The 14823-nt window shown below is 54.8% G+C and carries 11 protein-coding genes; 5 read left to right on the top strand and 6 right to left on the bottom strand.

Annotation, left to right across the window (positions count from 1 at the left end):
- Positions 1-54 precede the first annotated feature (54 nt).
- Positions 55-558, bottom strand: a complete 504-nt coding sequence (locus tag ACGHAD_RS09785; RefSeq protein WP_339615043.1) for a DUF934 domain-containing protein — start codon at positions 556-558, stop codon at positions 55-57.
- Positions 542-2206 carry a nitrite/sulfite reductase gene (locus ACGHAD_RS09780; protein WP_382415346.1) on the bottom strand — a complete coding sequence of 555 codons (1665 nt, stop codon included), beginning with the start codon at positions 2204-2206 and terminating at the stop codon, positions 542-544. Before ACGHAD_RS09780 ends, ACGHAD_RS09785 begins: the two co-directional genes overlap by 17 nt.
- A 718-nt stretch (positions 2207-2924) precedes the next feature.
- Between ACGHAD_RS09780 and ACGHAD_RS09775 the strand changes: the two genes are divergently transcribed.
- A complete protein-coding gene (locus ACGHAD_RS09775; RefSeq protein ID WP_382415348.1) occupies positions 2925-3389 on the top strand; it encodes a MarR family winged helix-turn-helix transcriptional regulator in 465 nt (154 codons plus the stop codon).
- Between the two features lie 22 nt (positions 3390-3411).
- On the opposite strand, the gene ACGHAD_RS09770 is transcribed toward ACGHAD_RS09775, so the two are convergent.
- Positions 3412-3639 (bottom strand): DUF2970 domain-containing protein, encoded by a 228-nt coding sequence (locus ACGHAD_RS09770; RefSeq protein WP_382415350.1) that lies wholly within the window; start codon positions 3637-3639, stop codon positions 3412-3414.
- An 83-nt stretch (positions 3640-3722) separates the two neighbouring features.
- Here ACGHAD_RS09770 and ACGHAD_RS09765 point away from each other — a divergent pair, with 83 nt between their 5' ends.
- The 4 genes from ACGHAD_RS09765 to ACGHAD_RS09750 all read left to right on the top strand — a co-directional run bounded on the left by ACGHAD_RS09765 (position 3723) and on the right by ACGHAD_RS09750 (position 7276).
- Positions 3723-4397, top strand: a complete 675-nt coding sequence (locus tag ACGHAD_RS09765; RefSeq protein ID WP_382415352.1) for an RluA family pseudouridine synthase — start codon at positions 3723-3725, stop codon at positions 4395-4397.
- A 40-nt stretch (positions 4398-4437) separates the two neighbouring features.
- Complete coding sequence (locus ACGHAD_RS09760; RefSeq protein WP_382415354.1) at positions 4438-5268, top strand: ion transporter; 831 nt, start codon at positions 4438-4440, stop codon at positions 5266-5268.
- A 137-nt stretch (positions 5269-5405) separates the two neighbouring features.
- The gene (gene nfuA, locus ACGHAD_RS09755; RefSeq protein ID WP_339615049.1) at positions 5406-5993 is read left to right on the top strand and encodes a Fe-S biogenesis protein NfuA; all 588 of its coding nucleotides are present in this window, start codon (positions 5406-5408) and stop codon (positions 5991-5993) included.
- A 68-nt stretch (positions 5994-6061) separates the two neighbouring features.
- On the top strand, positions 6062-7276 hold the full coding sequence (locus ACGHAD_RS09750) for a YdiY family protein (RefSeq protein WP_382415356.1): 1215 nt from the start codon (positions 6062-6064) through the stop codon (positions 7274-7276).
- A 94-nt stretch (positions 7277-7370) separates the two neighbouring features.
- Here the strand turns inward: ACGHAD_RS09750 and ACGHAD_RS09745 are convergent, their stop codons facing one another.
- From ACGHAD_RS09745 to ACGHAD_RS09735, 3 genes are all read right to left on the bottom strand, one after another.
- On the bottom strand, positions 7371-8456 hold the full coding sequence (locus tag ACGHAD_RS09745; RefSeq protein WP_382415358.1) for a 3-deoxy-7-phosphoheptulonate synthase: 1086 nt from the start codon (positions 8454-8456) through the stop codon (positions 7371-7373).
- A gap of 145 nt (positions 8457-8601) precedes the next feature.
- A complete protein-coding gene (locus tag ACGHAD_RS09740) occupies positions 8602-12102 on the bottom strand; it encodes a UvrD-helicase domain-containing protein (RefSeq protein WP_382415360.1) in 3501 nt (1166 codons plus the stop codon).
- Positions 12099-14813, bottom strand: a complete 2715-nt coding sequence (locus tag ACGHAD_RS09735; RefSeq protein ID WP_382415362.1) for a PD-(D/E)XK nuclease family protein — start codon at positions 14811-14813, stop codon at positions 12099-12101. Before ACGHAD_RS09735 ends, ACGHAD_RS09740 begins: the two co-directional genes overlap by 4 nt.
- Positions 14814-14823 lie beyond the last annotated feature (10 nt).

Here is a 14823-nt window from a genome sequence, read left to right as displayed (position 1 = left end):
CAGCCACAAAAAAGCCCCGAGGTTCGGGGCTTTTTTGTGGGTCGTTAGTGCTGGTTATGCGGTGCGACGTCGAAACAGCGGGATGGGTTGGTCGACACCGGCTTGATAAAACTCGGTAAAGTCATCCAAAGATTTTATCGCTTGATGTAGGTCGACTTGATCGTCGGCAAACTGAAAGGCATTGACGCCGCAGCGACTCAAATAGCAAAGCTGGTCGCGCATAAAATCACCAATAGCACGCAGTTCACCGGTAAAGCCAAAGCGCTCACGCAACAGACGCGCGGTTGAGAATGCCCGGCCGTCCATAAAGCTTGGAAAGTTAACCGCAATAACCGGCAGGCTGTTGGCGTCTGCGCCAATTTGCTCAGCCGTTTCGTCGCTGTCGAGCCATACCCCTATGTCGGTGCGGGCTTGTAGGGCATCTCGCTGCGCTAGCCAAACCGTTAACGGGACAAGCCATTGTCCGGCGGGGACGCTGGTGCTCGCATCACTTTCGGGCTTGGGCAGCACTTGCCACTGATCGTCGACAATAACGCCATCTTTAACTAGCTTTGGCATAGACGCGCTCCTTAAATGGCGTAAGACCGATGCGGTTGTAGGTATCGATAAAGAGTTCTTCATCGGTGCGGTGCTCGAGGTAGACGTTGACTACGTTTTGCACAACCTCGGGCATTTGATCGGCGTCAAATGCGGGCCCCAGCACCTTGGCCAGTGACGCGTTGTTGCCAGCGTTACCGCCAAGCATGACTTGATAAAACTCTTCGCCTTTTTTGTCGACGCCGAGCACGCCAATATGACCCACGTGGTGATGGCCGCAGGCATTCATGCAGCCCGAGATGTTGACATCGAGCTCGCCCAGATCGTACACGTAGTCCAAATCGCTAAACTGGCGCTGAATCGCCTCGGCAATGGGGATCGACTTGGCGTTGGCCAGCGAGCAGAAATCACCGCCGGGGCAGCAGATGATGTCGGTCAGGGTGCCAATGTTTGGCGTGGCAAAGCCTGCCGTTTTGGCAGCTTGCCATAAAGTGAACAGATCTGACTTTTTCACATCGGCTAGCACGATATTTTGCTCGTGGGTGGTGCGCACCTCACTAAAGCTGTATCGATCAGCGAGATCGGCGATGGTCTCCAGCTGAGTGTCGGTAATATCGCCAGGCGCGATACCGGTGGGCTTCAGTGATAGTGTTACCGCAGCGTAGCCGGGCACGCGATGGGCGCGAACGTTGCGCTCCAGCCATTTCCCGAACGCGATGTTATCGGCCTTTTGTGAACCCAGAGCCGCTTGAGCGGCATTGTCATCCAGCGCCTCGTAGGCCGGTTCGGTAAAGTAACCTTTAGCGCGGCTGATGTCTTCGGCGCGCAAGGTGCTTGGAGCATCTTTTAGGTGCGCCCACTCTTGCTCGACAGCTTCGGCAAATACTTCAGGTTTCATGGCGCGCACTAAAATTTTAATCCGTGCCTTGTATTTGTTGTCTCGACGGCCGTGCAGGTTGTATACCCGCAAAATGGCCTCTAGGTAGGTCAGGATATGGGTTTCTGGTAAAAATTCACGGATAACGCTACCGATGACCGGGGTGCGACCCAAGCCGCCGCCTACAAGTACTTTAAAGCCAATATCACCGGCGTCGTTTTTAACCAGCTGGAGGCCAATATCATGCACCGCAATGGCGGCACGATCGCTCTCAGAGCCAGAGATGGCAATTTTAAATTTGCGCGGCAAAAACGCAAACTCAGGGTGAAAGCTGGACCACTGACGGATGATTTCGCAGTAAGGGCGCGGGTCGACCACTTCGTCGGGGGCAATGCCAGCAAACTGATCCGAGGTGATATTGCGAATGCAGTTGCCGCTAGATTGCGTGCCGTGCATTTCGACCTCGGACAGTTCGTGCAGAATATCTGGCACTTGCTCAAGGGCAGGCCAGTTGTACTGGATGTTTTGGCGGGTACTGACGTGGCAATAGCCTTTGTCGTAATCGCGGGCAATGCGGGCCAAACGGCGCAGCTGAACGGTGTTGAGCATGCCGTAAGGCACGTTAATTCGCAGCATTGGCGCTAAGCGCTGAATATACAGGCCGTTTTGCAGGCGCAGCGGCAGAAATTGCTGTTCTGATAACGAGCCCTCAAGATAGCGTTCGGTCTGATCCCGAAACTGGGCGACACGCTGTTTTAAGATCGCGTGATCATACTCGTCGTAAATATACATAAATCGTTTACCGTCTACGTAGAGAGAATGTGAGGTCAATCCTCAGATCTGGCAGGCGCGCAAGGATACACGAAAACCTCGCAGATCGCGAGATGTAAGGCCCCAGAGGCGGCACCATAACAATTTGCCCTTTAGATTCAAACGAATAGTTATGTCTAAGCCAAAATCATTTGGTTATAACAGCGGGCTAGGGGTTGCAGAGTCTAATGGTTTTATGTATAAGAGAGTGAGCATGATGGGAACGGTAACGCATGGATTGCTGGGCCTTATGTCTAAACTTAAACCTTAGAGTTTAAGTGGGCCACTAGCACAAATACAGATTTGGCGGTTGCAAATCTGGCGTGCTCTCCATAAACCACGACCTAAAAACTAAGGTGCTAACGGCAACCTTTGACGGGAGAATAAAAATAATGAATGACCAAATCGAAATGCAAGATCAAGGTGATAGCGTAGCGGATGCCATAGCGGCGGTTTCACTGATAGCCATTTTTGTCGCCACCTGTATATTTTGGATTAGCGGGCAGTAAGCTGTTTTAACGCTTTGTTGTAGCTCCATTGCAGCCGCAGCAGCGGGCAATTTTATCGGGTATGCACTTTGCGCTATCGGTTGGCGGGTCTAGCTCCTTCCCAATTATCGGTCAGTGCTCTGTGGGTACTCGATGTTGTTTGTGCTTAGCGCTTGCTCGCGTCTTATCGCCGGTATCAACTGAGTAGAACCATGCCCCAGAGCTTTGAGCTGCACGGCAGCTACACTTACTGGATTAGTCGCTTGGCGAGCTTAATGCGTGAGAGTTTTAATCTTGCGCTAAAAGATGCTGGGGTTAGCTGGCCTCAGTGGATGATTCTTAATTGCCTTTACCATAACAACGCACAGACCCCGGCTCAGCTGGCCGATTGTCTGGGTATTGATCGCTCGGCGATTACCCGGCTGCTGGATCGTCTGGCGGAGAAAACGCTAATATTGCGCACCCATGACGACGGTGATCGACGCAGCGTGCGAGTGACCTTGACCGAGTATGGCAGCGCTAAAATGCCGGCGATTGATGAGCGCGCGCGAGCGCATCAAGCTAGCTTTCTTAGTCACCTGCCGGCGACCGAGGTGAGGGCTTTTAAAGGCAACTTACAGAAGCTGTTACGCGCTGGCGATGTAGATACCACGCATCTGTGGCGCAACTTGGATTAGCTGCGCGGAAGGGACCCTTACATCAGCTGCTTGCCAATAAGTGCTGTACCCACATAATTAACCCGGCGACAAACACAGCGGTAAATATCAGCCCTGCGGCGACATAGGTGAACAGGTTGTTGCCGCTAAAGTCGCGCTCGCGGTTACGGCTGCTTTGCACTCCCACCGCAGCTGCCAACGTGCTAATAATAACCTGAAAGACACTCAGCTTAGAGGTGGGCTTGCGGGTGTCGCTGTCTTTTGAGTTCATGTGTCGAGTTCACCTCAAGAGTTACCTTGGTGGGCATCAACCCGTATACTACTCGCTTTTGCCCCCGACCGGTCAACCCATGTATGAATAGCCCAATTGATCACTTAGCTGTGCTGCCTAAATGCAGTGAGCCTGTCGACATCCTGCGCGAGGAGGAAGGCTTTGTCTTAGTGGCTAAGCCCGCTGGCCTGCTGAGTGTGCCCGGGCGCAACCGGGCCAATTACGATTGTGTATTGGCACGCCTGCAGCTGGAGTACGTCAATGCCTCCATGGTGCATCGTCTCGATTTTGATACCTCGGGGGTTATGGTGGTCGCTCGCCACAAGCGGGCACACGCCGCCATTGCCCGTCAGTTTGAGCAGCGTGAGACGCGTAAAACCTACATAGCTGTGGTGAGTGGGGAGCTGCCATCGGAGGATGGCGAAATTGCGCTGGCCATCGCGCCGGACAAGCAAAATCGTCCGCGCTATAAAGTCTGCGAGCAAACGGGTAAACCTTCGCTAACGCGTTACCATAGGCTTAGTTACGATTCGGTCACTGATACGAGCCGAGTGGCGTTGTACCCAGTGACAGGTCGCTCGCATCAGCTTCGGGTGCACCTCAGCGCTATTGGCCACCCCATTTTGGGGTGCCAGTTCTATGCGCCCGACGCTATCCGTGCGGCAGCGCCACGCTTGCTGCTACACGCGGCGGAGCTAGAGTTTGTGAGTCCTGATGACGGCTCGACGGTCTGTGGCCGTGTCGAATGCCCTTTTTAAACATAACGGCCAATAAGGTAAAAGCATCAAGGAGTAGGGCATGGTACGCAAGTCGCTGCGCCATCGGCTTCATGTTCAGTTAGAGCCCGCCGCATGGGGCTACGGTCTGTCGCCGGTGAATTGGGTGCTCTGTATATTGATCTTGTTATCGTTTATCGGTGCAATTCTGGAGACAGAGCCGAGCATTAGCGATGGGCAGGAGCAATTGATACGGGTGCTCGAGGTGGCGTTTAGCTCGGTATTTATGCTGGAGTACTTGCTCAGGGTCTGGGTTTGCGTCGAGGACGGTCGTTACCGGCATCCGCTGGCCGGGCGCTTACGCTATCTAGTGACACCCGCTGCCTTGATTGACCTTGTTGCCGTGCTGCCTTTGTTGGTTGGTGTTGTGGGGACTGAATCGTTAATGCTGCGGTTTGTTCGCCTGCTGCGAATCGCACGGTTAGCCCAGTTTGGCAAGCTCTCCCGTTCGGTGCATTATTTGCTCGCGGCGATCGTCTCGCGACGCTATGAGTTGTCGATCAGTGTGGTGGTGGCCGCGATGATGATTGTGCTTGCCTCTATTATGCTCTATTGGGTAGAAAAGGATGTTCAGCCCGAGGCCTTTGGCAGTATCCCCCGCGCCATGTGGTGGGCCATTATCACTTTTACCACCGTGGGCTATGGTGATGTGTACCCGGTAACACAGCTCGGTCGCCTGTTCGCAGCGCTGTCTGCACTTGCCAGTGTCGCAATGGTGGCAATGCCCACCGGTATTATGGCAGCGGCATTTAGTGATGCGATGCAACGCGGCCGTCATGAGCTTGACGATCCCGTAAAATTACCAGGCTCATACCTGGATAAAAACAGCCAAAAACAACGCAGTAGGCGCTAAAGGTTAAGTGATTTCTAATCTTGCAGGCGAGAGCTTGGTTTGTTTCTTTGCGGGCGAGTGTTTTTATTTGGCGGTCAGATGGGGTAAAATACCTGAGTAAATTAATCAGGTATACAACAGGTGTAGTACAGTCCGTTATGGCCAATGTAGAAATTACCGAATCCGCACAGACCTACCTTAAAGAACTGCTCGACAAGCAAGAAGACAATGCCGATATTGGCATTCGTATGTTTGTTGCCAATCCGGGCACGCCACAAGCTGAAACTTGTATCGCCTACTGCCGTCCGGGTGAGGTGAAAGAGGGTGATGTAACCGTTGAGCTGGATGCCTTTAAGGCTTTCTTTGAAGAGCGTAGTTTGCCGTATCTGAAAGATGCCAAGGTCGACTATGCGGCTGATCGTATGGGCGGCCAACTTACGATTCGTGCTCCCAACTCAAAAATGCCTCAAGTGACCGATGATAGTCCGCTTGAGGATCGCATCAATTATGTGCTCTATAATGAAGTGAACCCTGGCTTGGCGGCCCACGGTGGTGAGGTTAGTTTGGTCGAGATCACCGATGACAGCTACGCTATTTTGCGCTTTGGCGGCGGTTGTCAGGGGTGTAGCGCCGTTGATATGACCTTGAAAAATGGCGTTGAGGTAGCTTTAATGGAGAAGTTGCCCGAGCTTAAAGGGATTCGTGATATCACCGACCATACGGATCGCACACAGGCATATTATTGATCGGCCAGCGAGTCGCTCGTCTTGCCCTAGCAACCAAGCGATTCGCGGATTAATTCAGATTTAGGGTAATGGCAATGGACACCTGCCCCAAACAGTTATTTTTTTGTGCTATTCATATCATGGGCGATAACGTAAGGCGCCTCTCATTATTCGCGGTCACGGCGCTGGTGTTGTCTAATCCGGTGCTAAGTGCCGAGCCTGCAGCCGTAAACCCCACCAATACTGCGCCGCAAACCTCACCAATAGCGCCGGCGGCGAGTGTCAATAAAAACCCGACCAAATGGCCCAAAGCGCCGGAGTACCTCGATGGGTGGGACTGGATTCAGTTTACCTCTGGCGAGTGGCTTAAGGGTGAAATCATCGGCCTGTACGATCAGGTGCTGGACTTTGACTCCGACCAATTGGACGATCTGAGTATTGATTGGGATGATGTTGCACGAGTGCTGTCGTCGCAAAGCATGAGCATTCGATTAGAGTCGGGTGATACGGTGATTGGGCCGGTTAAAATCGATCAAAAAACCTTGGCCTTTGCCGGGCCGGTCAAGAGTCAGTACTCGCGCAGCGCTATCGTCTCTATGTCCGCCAGTGGTGAGCATGAGCTCGATTTATGGCAGTTTCGCATCGGCTTTGCCGGCAGTGTTAAGGGCGGTAATGTTGATGAGCGCTCTTTTGATACCGATGTCGATTTAACCCGGCGTTCGGCGCGCTCGCGGTTTGCGTTTTCTTATGACGCTGGCACAACCGAGGTGCAAGGTGTCCGTACTGAAGAAAGCCATCGGGCCAACAGTCGCTACGATGTTTTTATCAGTCCACGTACTTATTGGACGCCGGGGTATGTAGAATACTTTCGCGATCGTTTTCAGAACATTGAGCACCGGGCAACCGTCGGTGTTTTTATCGGTTACTATATCGCCGACAGTGATCGTGTCACCTGGACGGTCAGTGGTGGTCCCGGTTATCAGTACCTCGAGTACACGACGGCTCCGGCGGGCTCGGATAAAACCGAAGAAACACCAGCGCTGCTGGCCGATACACAGCTCGAATATGATATTACCGGCGACATAACCTACACATTAAAGTATCAGCCCCAGTTTACGAACAACGCTACCGGTAACTACAAGCATTATATCGAAACTGGGCTTAACGTCGATTTAACCGACCGACTGGAATTGACGTTAAGTTATGACTGGAACTATACCGACAAACCGCAAGCCGATGAAAACGGCATTATTCCAGAGCAGGACGATTACACGATCAGTGTTGGGGTCGCCTGGGATTATTAGTCGGCGGTGAAGAGGGGTAATCAGTACCTAACTTATCAGTAAAAAGCCCCGCTTGTGCGGGGCTTTTTACGTTTGGCTCGGGTAACCCGCGCTATTAGTTATTGCGATTTGCGAGTACAGGTTTAATTTTATCGCGCATATCGCGCAAAGCTTTTTCGGTTGCTTCCCAGTCAATGCAGGCATCGGTAACGGATACGCCGTACTCAAGCATGCTCAAATCCTCGGGAATCTTTTGATTGCCAGCGCCGATATTGCTCTCGACCATCAAGCCGATAATCGACTTATTGCCCTCGACGATTTGGTTGGCAACGTTTTCCATTACCAGTGGCTGCAAATTGTGGTCTTTGTTGGAGTTGGCGTGGCTGCAGTCGACCATAATATTGGGTGTGACTTTCGCTTTTTCCAGCTCCTCTTCGCACATGGCAACACTGACGGAATCGTAATTAGGTTTGCCGTTGCCACCGCGCAATACGACGTGGCCGTAGCTGTTGCCGCGGGTGTGAATAATCGACACTTGCCCTTCGGTATTGATACCCAAAAAACGGTGCGGGTTAGATACCGACTGCAATGCGTTGATCGCAACCGTTAAGCCACCGTCGGTGCCATTTTTAAAGCCGACAGCGGACGATAAACCACTGGCCATTTCCCGGTGGGTTTGCGATTCCGTGGTGCGCGCCCCGATCGCTGACCAGCTGATGAGATCGTGCAGGTACTGGGGCGAAATCGGGTCGAGTGCTTCAGTCGCGGTGGGCAGCCCGAGCTCGGTGATGTCCAGCAGTAGCTTGCGGCCGATGTGCAACCCCTCTTGAATCTTAAACGAGTCGTTTAAGTAAGGGTCGTTGATTAGACCTTTCCAGCCGACTGTCGTACGGGGTTTTTCAAAGTAAACGCGCATAACCACATAAATGCTGTCGCTCACTTCTTCTGCCAGCTTTTTCAGGCGCGCCGCATAGTCTTTGGCGGCCTCTACGTCGTGGATAGAGCAGGGGCCAATAACCACAAATATCCGCGGATCTTTACGATCGAGGATGTTGCGGATGGTTTCACGGCCTTCGGTAATCACCTGCCGGGCGTGATCGCTCAGCGGTAACTCGCGTTTGAGTTCGGCCGGTGAGATCAACAGCTCTTGCGAGACGACGTTTAGATCGTCAACGGCAGCATCTTGCGTTGCATTAGACATCAGCGTTCCAGTCATTAAATATGTGGTCGTTAGTAGGACGTTTTACGCCCTTTTTGGCTTATGAGCCGCTATTGTACTGAAACTTCTCACCTTTTTGTGGAAGTTGTGGATGTTTTTTGTTATCGCTCCGATAGATAGCATAAATCTACTGCATGCTATTAATAGAAACCTCAATAAGTTGCTCGTCGCTGGGTAAAAACGGACAGTAGAGCGCCATTTTTACGGGGGTTGGCGCGTCGCCAAACAAGTCCCGGTAGCGCTCTAACTGTTCGCGGTATTCATCGATAAGGCCGGTTTTAAAGGACTCGGTACATTCGCCTGCAGCGGGCTCGGAGGTTTTGTAGTCGATGATCCAGCGGCGGCCATCGGCCATAAAAGAGCGATCAACAACCTGAAGGGCAAAGGCTTTACCCCGCGCGCTGACGTATCCGGCCTCGCTGGTGGCCTGCTCGTGCTGCTCCAGCACCCAGCGTCCCACCGGGCTGTTTAACGTATTGTACACGGCGCGCTCAACTCGATTAAGGGCGGTGGCTAAGCTATCAATACCAACACCGTGATGCTGCAGTAAAAGCTTCCAGCGTGGCGCTTGTGCTTGCACGTACTCGGCAACCGCGGTCGGTAGCGGGTGTTGTGACAGGGCATCGTAAATCATGTGGATGACCGTGCCGGTAAGGCGCGCGGTGGTATTGGCGCGCGCCTCACGGGTGGGGATATTGTCTTGCTCCGTGTATTCGCGCCCGCGCAGATGCGCCAGGCGAGGGTTATCTTGCGCTACCGGCGGACACCAATCGTGGGTCAGGCGGCGAATAATGCCAGACTCGCCGGCGCTGCTGGTGGCGGTGGTGCTCGCCGCGCTCGTTAATAGTTCGTCTACGGTGAGGGCTGTCTCGGCCACCTGTGGCCAAATGTGCCGCAGCATACCTCCCGGGGTACTTTCTGAGAGTGCTTTTTCGGTCTTTTGGCTGGCGCAGCCCAGTAGATAGAGGCGCTCGATGGCGCGGGTACAGCCCACATACAAGAGCCGCGTTGCCTCGTAATCATCCTGTTGGCGCTGTTCGTATTTTAGGTGTTGGTAGAGGGCGCCGTGATTTTCTCCGGCGGGGGCCAGCGGGCCTAACAGCAGTTGCGGCTCACCAGCGGCTGATAAGCGCTCGCGCCAGAGCAGTAGGGATTTGCCATCCGAACGCGTCGGGCGGTCGAGCCCCGGGATAATCACCGTGTCAAACTCCAGCCCTTTGGATTTGTGCAGAGTCATAATCTGCACTGGGTTTTGCTCATCGGCAGCTTCTGTTGCGCTTGCCATCGGTGCGGCGAACAAGCGCTTAAGGCCCCGGTCAAACCCCGCCCAATCTTCGATGCCGCCGGCACAGTCAAACGTGTCGATCAAGGTAAAGAATGCTTCGGCGTCTTCGTGATCGGTCGGGTTGAGTAACCCCGCGGGGCCGCCAAGCTCGGTCCACACGCCCCAAAGCCACTCGCGCAAGCTTATTCGGCCGGCGTTATTCATGGCCGCATTGAGTGTCGTGGTGACTCGTTCCAGCGCGTGGCGGCCATCTTTGCTCATAGCGGTTAGCGCTTGCTCGTTAACCGTTTGTTGCCAAATAAACGGCAGCTCCATGGCGTCGCGCGGGCCAGACTTGGCACAGGGTGCGTGGGCTAAAATGTGTAAATCGTGCAAGTCTAACCCGCACCAGGGCGCGCGCAATAAAGCCAGCCAGGCAATTCGGTCATCGGGGCGCAACAGCGCACGGGTGAGGGAGGTTAAATCGCGGATCACCATCCGACTTGCCAGTGAGTCAATGGCATTGGCCTGATAGGCAATGTTGGCGCTTGCCAGCTCACTGATAATTTGTTGTAGGTGGCTGCGGCCGCGCCCTAACACGGCAATACTGCCGTTTGGGTTGCGCATCTGCGCTTGCCGCACCAGCTCCACCGCGGCGCGGGCTTCGTCAAGCCGGGCTTGTTCCGAGCTTCGGGCGCCGGGCTCGTCTTGCTCGGCCTTGGGGGCGTAGGGGCTCAAATAGACGGCAACGGCGGCGTCCGGTTGGTTGGGTTTGAATGCGCTGGAAGGCGTGTAGCTTACGGCGCCGCGAGAAATATCGTCGGCGGCCGGAAAGGCGCGCTCGAAGGTGTTGTTCACCCACTCGACAACACCGCCATAGGAGCGAAAGTTAACCTCCAAATCAACGGCGTTGAGTGGTACTTGGCCAATACCTTCGTGCCGCGCCTGTAAAAACAACCCGACGTTGGCGTTGCGAAACCCGTAGCACGATTGCATGCCGTCGCCGACGATAAATAGAGTGCGGCCATCGTCCGCCTGCCAGCCGGCGGTGAGCTTCTCAAGCAAATGCAGTTGCGGCAGCGATGTGTCCTGAAACTCGTCAACCAAAATGTGCTTAATTTGATAATCCAGTTTAAGCGCTAACTCACTTGGGTCATCGCTGTCTCCGAGCGCTTGCAGTGCCGCCAGGGTCACTTGCGTAAAATCCGTCGCACCCAGCTCGGCAAAACTTAACCATAACTGAGCGGCCAGCTGAGGCAGCAGCCGAGTCAGACAGGCGAGCAGGTGCCACTCGTCCTCTTGGTACTGGCTGGGGGGCAGTGTGTGCAGCTCGTTGACCAGCTGCAGCGCATCCGGTGCCAGGGCGAATTGCTCGACTAGCGTTTTAAAGCGCTCTTTTAGCGGCTTGCCTGCTGCGCCTGCCGGAATTCCTTGAGCGACGTTGATGGTTTTGCGCCACTCGCCTTTACCCGTTAATAAAAAATCGGCGATTAAGCGCCACTCGGCCAAAGCGCTCGGATCTGCGGCTGGCAACTCTTTGATGCCGCGCAGTGCACCGAGCGGTGCCTCGGGCTTGTGCTCGGTTAAATAGTTGGCGCCACAGTCGATCAATAAGCATAGTTCGCTCGCGTTGGGTAGCAGTGTGCGGCGCAGGCGCTGTAAGTGTTCGACGCAGACTTGGGTTAAGGTCGCCTCAAGAAATCGCCGCGCCTCGGCACTGGAGGCCATAATCACCGGGCCCAGCCACTGCTCGCGCTTTTGCAGCAGGGCTACAAATAGCCCTTGAAGACTATCGAGATTGTTATCGAGGTGGCGACACAAGTGAATTAAATCATCGCGGTAACTAACGTCTTGCTCAATCGATTGTAAAAATATTTGCGCTGCTTCGCGATAAGCCGCTTCGGCGTCTTCTAGGGTTGGCGGTATCGCGCCCAGTTCACTGTCAAACGGCAGCTGTGAGGCAATCGAACGGCAGAGCCCGTCGATGGTTTGTACCCGCAGCCGGTTGGGGTTATGCAGCAACTGCCAGTTAAGTTGTTGATCGCGCAGCATTACGGCCCGGGCGCTGTGCCACAGTGCGCGCTCGTGTTCACTGCTGGGTTCTTGCGCGCTGCCGGCGCGCTCTAGGGCGGCCAGTAAGCGCTCTTGCATCTCGCTCGCGGCTTTATTGGTAAAGGTGATTGCCAGTACTTCTTCGGGAGCGTCTACCGTTAGCAATAATTTGAGAATACGGTGCGTCAACAATCCGGTTTTACCGGAGCCCGCCGGCGCGGCAACGGCAAACGATTGATGCGGGTCCAGCGCTTGTTGCCGCACCTGTGCGTCGCGTGGCTGTTTGGCTTGCGGGGGGCTCAATTCGCTCATGGTAACGACACTCCTGAGTGTTTAAGCCAGTGGGATATGTCCGCTAACTCATCGGCGCGGGTTAGCCCCTCAAAATCTTGATCGTAGGCTCGGGCGTTTTTGTTGCGGTAGTCGACTGATGCCCAGCCACTGCGAAACTCTTGGGCCAGCTCGGTTAGGCGCTGTTGCCATTCATCTAATTGCTCGGCCCATTGCTCGTCGGTGACGTCGTTAATACCGTCGACCGCAGTGTTGTAACCGAGCCCGGCAAAGCGTTGATCACCGGCATTTATTTGCGCAAAAGCGATTGCCTGGGCGCCCCCGGGGGCGAGTGTGCAGGCGTACAAAGGAAGCTGCGGATCGCTTAAATTATCGGCCCGCCAGCTGGCGGTGTTTACCTGGCCGGTTTTGTAATCGATGATGAGTTGACCGTCACCCTCAAGCCGATCAATACGGTCGACCCGAACTGTTAGCTCCAACCCGGCAAAGCGTATTGTGTGCTGGGTTTCTATTTCCTGGGCAATAAACGGCCCTCGCTCGCGCTCAAAGCTCAGCCAGTGTAGCAGTAGTTGCGTTAAACGCGCCGCTTCCAGATCGCGAAACATAGCGCCAATCTCGGCGCCGCGCGCCTTACCGGTGCGGCTCACCGCGTCGCTGCAAGCCTTGGTTACCAGCGTTTGCAACTCGTCCTCAGTGGTGGCACCAAGGTTGATTGAGTTTTGCAACTGCTGCCAGACGCTGGCCAACGCATCGTGTAAAACGTTACCCCGCTCAATCGCAGAGAACCCCAACGTAGGCTCGCTCGGGCTGTGGGCACCCAGCCGAAAACGCGCAAACGCGATAAAAGGACAGCTGGCTTGGGCTTTAAAAAGACCGGCGCCGCCGCGTACTGCGGGGTCTGTTAGCGTAGGGCCGCGGCGGCAGTCCACCGCTTCAAGTCGCGCCGAGTCCACCAGGGCGCGGTAGTGTTCGGCGCGCATTGATTGTCCTGCAATTCCCAGTGCTTGAGGTGCGACGGTTGTGAGCCCGGCGATTAGGCTGCTGGGTTTAAGCGGTTGATCATCGGCACTGGCGCCGTGGCTAAATACAACCTGAGTGGCGCAGTGTTTAAAGTTGTTGGTTAAGCGCTCGGCGTATAGAAGTTCGCGTTCGGCGCTGGCGTTGGGCATTTGCCAGTCGCGCTGTAGGTTGATTGGTAGCAGCGGATTGGGCGCTGGCGCTGGCGGCCAGGCGCGGTGATTCATGCCCAGTACCCAGCAGTGGGTAAAGTTGAGCCCCGAGGCCTCAAGCGCCCCCAAAATTTGAATGGGCGAGTCGGGTGTTTGCGCTTGGAAGTGGGTTTTGTCGGCGCTGCGGCGCAGTAGGTCTGTTACTTCATATAAGCTAAACAGCGGCTGCACTTGACTAAGACTTAGTAGCTCGTCGTGCAGTTCATACCACTGTTTGATTTGTTGATATTCGACACTGTCGAGGGGCCGTGTGCCGGGCCAGCCAAGTTGCACCAGATACTCCATGGTGCGATCGAGCCATTGCGGTAGGCTGTGTTTATGATGCCGCTCACGCTCGATCTCACTGGCAATTTGCAAACGACGTGATAATTCAGACTCAAGCTCGGGATGCTGTTGGGTTAATTGCTCAAGCATATAGCGTAAGTTGGCGATACTGATTTTTTGTCGCCCGGTGCGCCGAATACGCTGTGCAAGCGCCGCGCGCAGGGACCGCTCGGGGGCGCAATCGCCCCAAAAGTTATTAGCCAACAGCCGGCAAACCCGTTCTACCGGCTGTGCATGCAGTGCCAAAGCGAGCCAGTCGAGTGCGGTGCGAATAACCGGCGCTGCCCCCAGAGGCGTGCCGCTAGAAAAATTAAAAGGCGCCACTGTGCGGGCTTTGCCAGGCTGGCATGCCAGAGGCTCGAATATTTCTTTAAAAATCCGTTCGACACGGGTGCGCTGCTGACCAAGGTTGGGCACCACGATACCGATAACAGCATCAGGGTTGGTTGCGAGAGTGTTATCGGCCCAGTGAGCGGCGGCGCGCACCTCGGCGTCAAAATCGGTAAGTGTGACTCGCACTGGTATTGTTTGAGTATGTTGCTGGGCTTTTAAAGGCTCGGCGTCTGGCAGGGCACCAGCCAGTAAGCGTTGCGCCAGCGGGGCTAACTCATCAAAACCATAGAGTAGGGCGCCTTGCTCGGGGGGAAGCTCGTTATTTATAAACGCGGTTAGCAAAAGCTGCTGCGCCTGCTCTTGGCTTACCAATTGATGGCGCTCAAGTATCTGGCGGTACTGGGTTAACCAGCTCATAAAGGTTGCCGCATTAGGGCGGTGAGCACTGGCGCTGACAAGCTCCTCCATGGGGCAGCACCAGGCATCGAGGCTCTGGCGGGCGGATTCGGCGGTGGTGGCCAGCTCCCGTTGGCGCAGTAGGCGACCCACCGTGTTGTTGGCTGCGATAACCTGCTCCCACAGTGACAAGCTCTGCCAGCTATTGGCGATGGTGCCAGATATCTCTGTTTTGCCGCTGAGTAGTAGGGCCTGCCACTGTTGCTCAGTCCATTGCCGCAAGCTAAAAATGCGCGGTTGGCGCCATGCTTTTGCCGCATTTTGCCGCGACTGATACTGATGGTAGGCGCGCATGATTTGATTGCGCTGGCGGTTGTTTGCTGTGAGCACCAAAGTGCCGCGCTCCAGGGCCTCGCGAAGCGGTTCTATGTCAAATAGTACGGGCGCCATAAAATCTCCT

It is taken from the genome of Gilvimarinus japonicus (assembly GCF_042847215.1).
In the GTDB taxonomy this organism is placed as follows: domain Bacteria; phylum Pseudomonadota; class Gammaproteobacteria; order Pseudomonadales; family Cellvibrionaceae; genus Gilvimarinus; species Gilvimarinus japonicus.
The sequence above is the reverse complement of the archived record's forward strand: the minus strand, read 5'-3'. Positions and strand labels throughout refer to the sequence as shown.

Coding starts and splice junctions, on each gene's coding strand:
- ACGHAD_RS09785 (WP_339615043.1), bottom strand. CDS start 558: ATGCCAAAGCTAGTTAAAGATGGCGTTATTGTCGACGATCAGTGGCAA.
- ACGHAD_RS09775 (WP_382415348.1), top strand. CDS start 2,925: ATGCCCCAGAGCTTTGAGCTGCACGGCAGCTACACTTACTGGATTAGT.
- ACGHAD_RS09740 (WP_382415360.1), bottom strand. CDS start 12,102: ATGAGCGAATTGAGCCCCCCGCAAGCCAAACAGCCACGCGACGCACAG.
- ACGHAD_RS09770 (WP_382415350.1), bottom strand. CDS start 3,639: ATGAACTCAAAAGACAGCGACACCCGCAAGCCCACCTCTAAGCTGAGT.
- ACGHAD_RS09765 (WP_382415352.1), top strand. CDS start 3,723: ATGAATAGCCCAATTGATCACTTAGCTGTGCTGCCTAAATGCAGTGAG.
- ACGHAD_RS09735 (WP_382415362.1), bottom strand. CDS start 14,813: ATGGCGCCCGTACTATTTGACATAGAACCGCTTCGCGAGGCCCTGGAG.
- nfuA (WP_339615049.1), top strand. CDS start 5,406: ATGGCCAATGTAGAAATTACCGAATCCGCACAGACCTACCTTAAAGAA.
- ACGHAD_RS09760 (WP_382415354.1), top strand. CDS start 4,438: ATGGTACGCAAGTCGCTGCGCCATCGGCTTCATGTTCAGTTAGAGCCC.
- ACGHAD_RS09780 (WP_382415346.1), bottom strand. CDS start 2,206: ATGTATATTTACGACGAGTATGATCACGCGATCTTAAAACAGCGTGTC.
- ACGHAD_RS09745 (WP_382415358.1), bottom strand. CDS start 8,456: ATGTCTAATGCAACGCAAGATGCTGCCGTTGACGATCTAAACGTCGTC.
- ACGHAD_RS09750 (WP_382415356.1), top strand. CDS start 6,062: ATGGCAATGGACACCTGCCCCAAACAGTTATTTTTTTGTGCTATTCAT.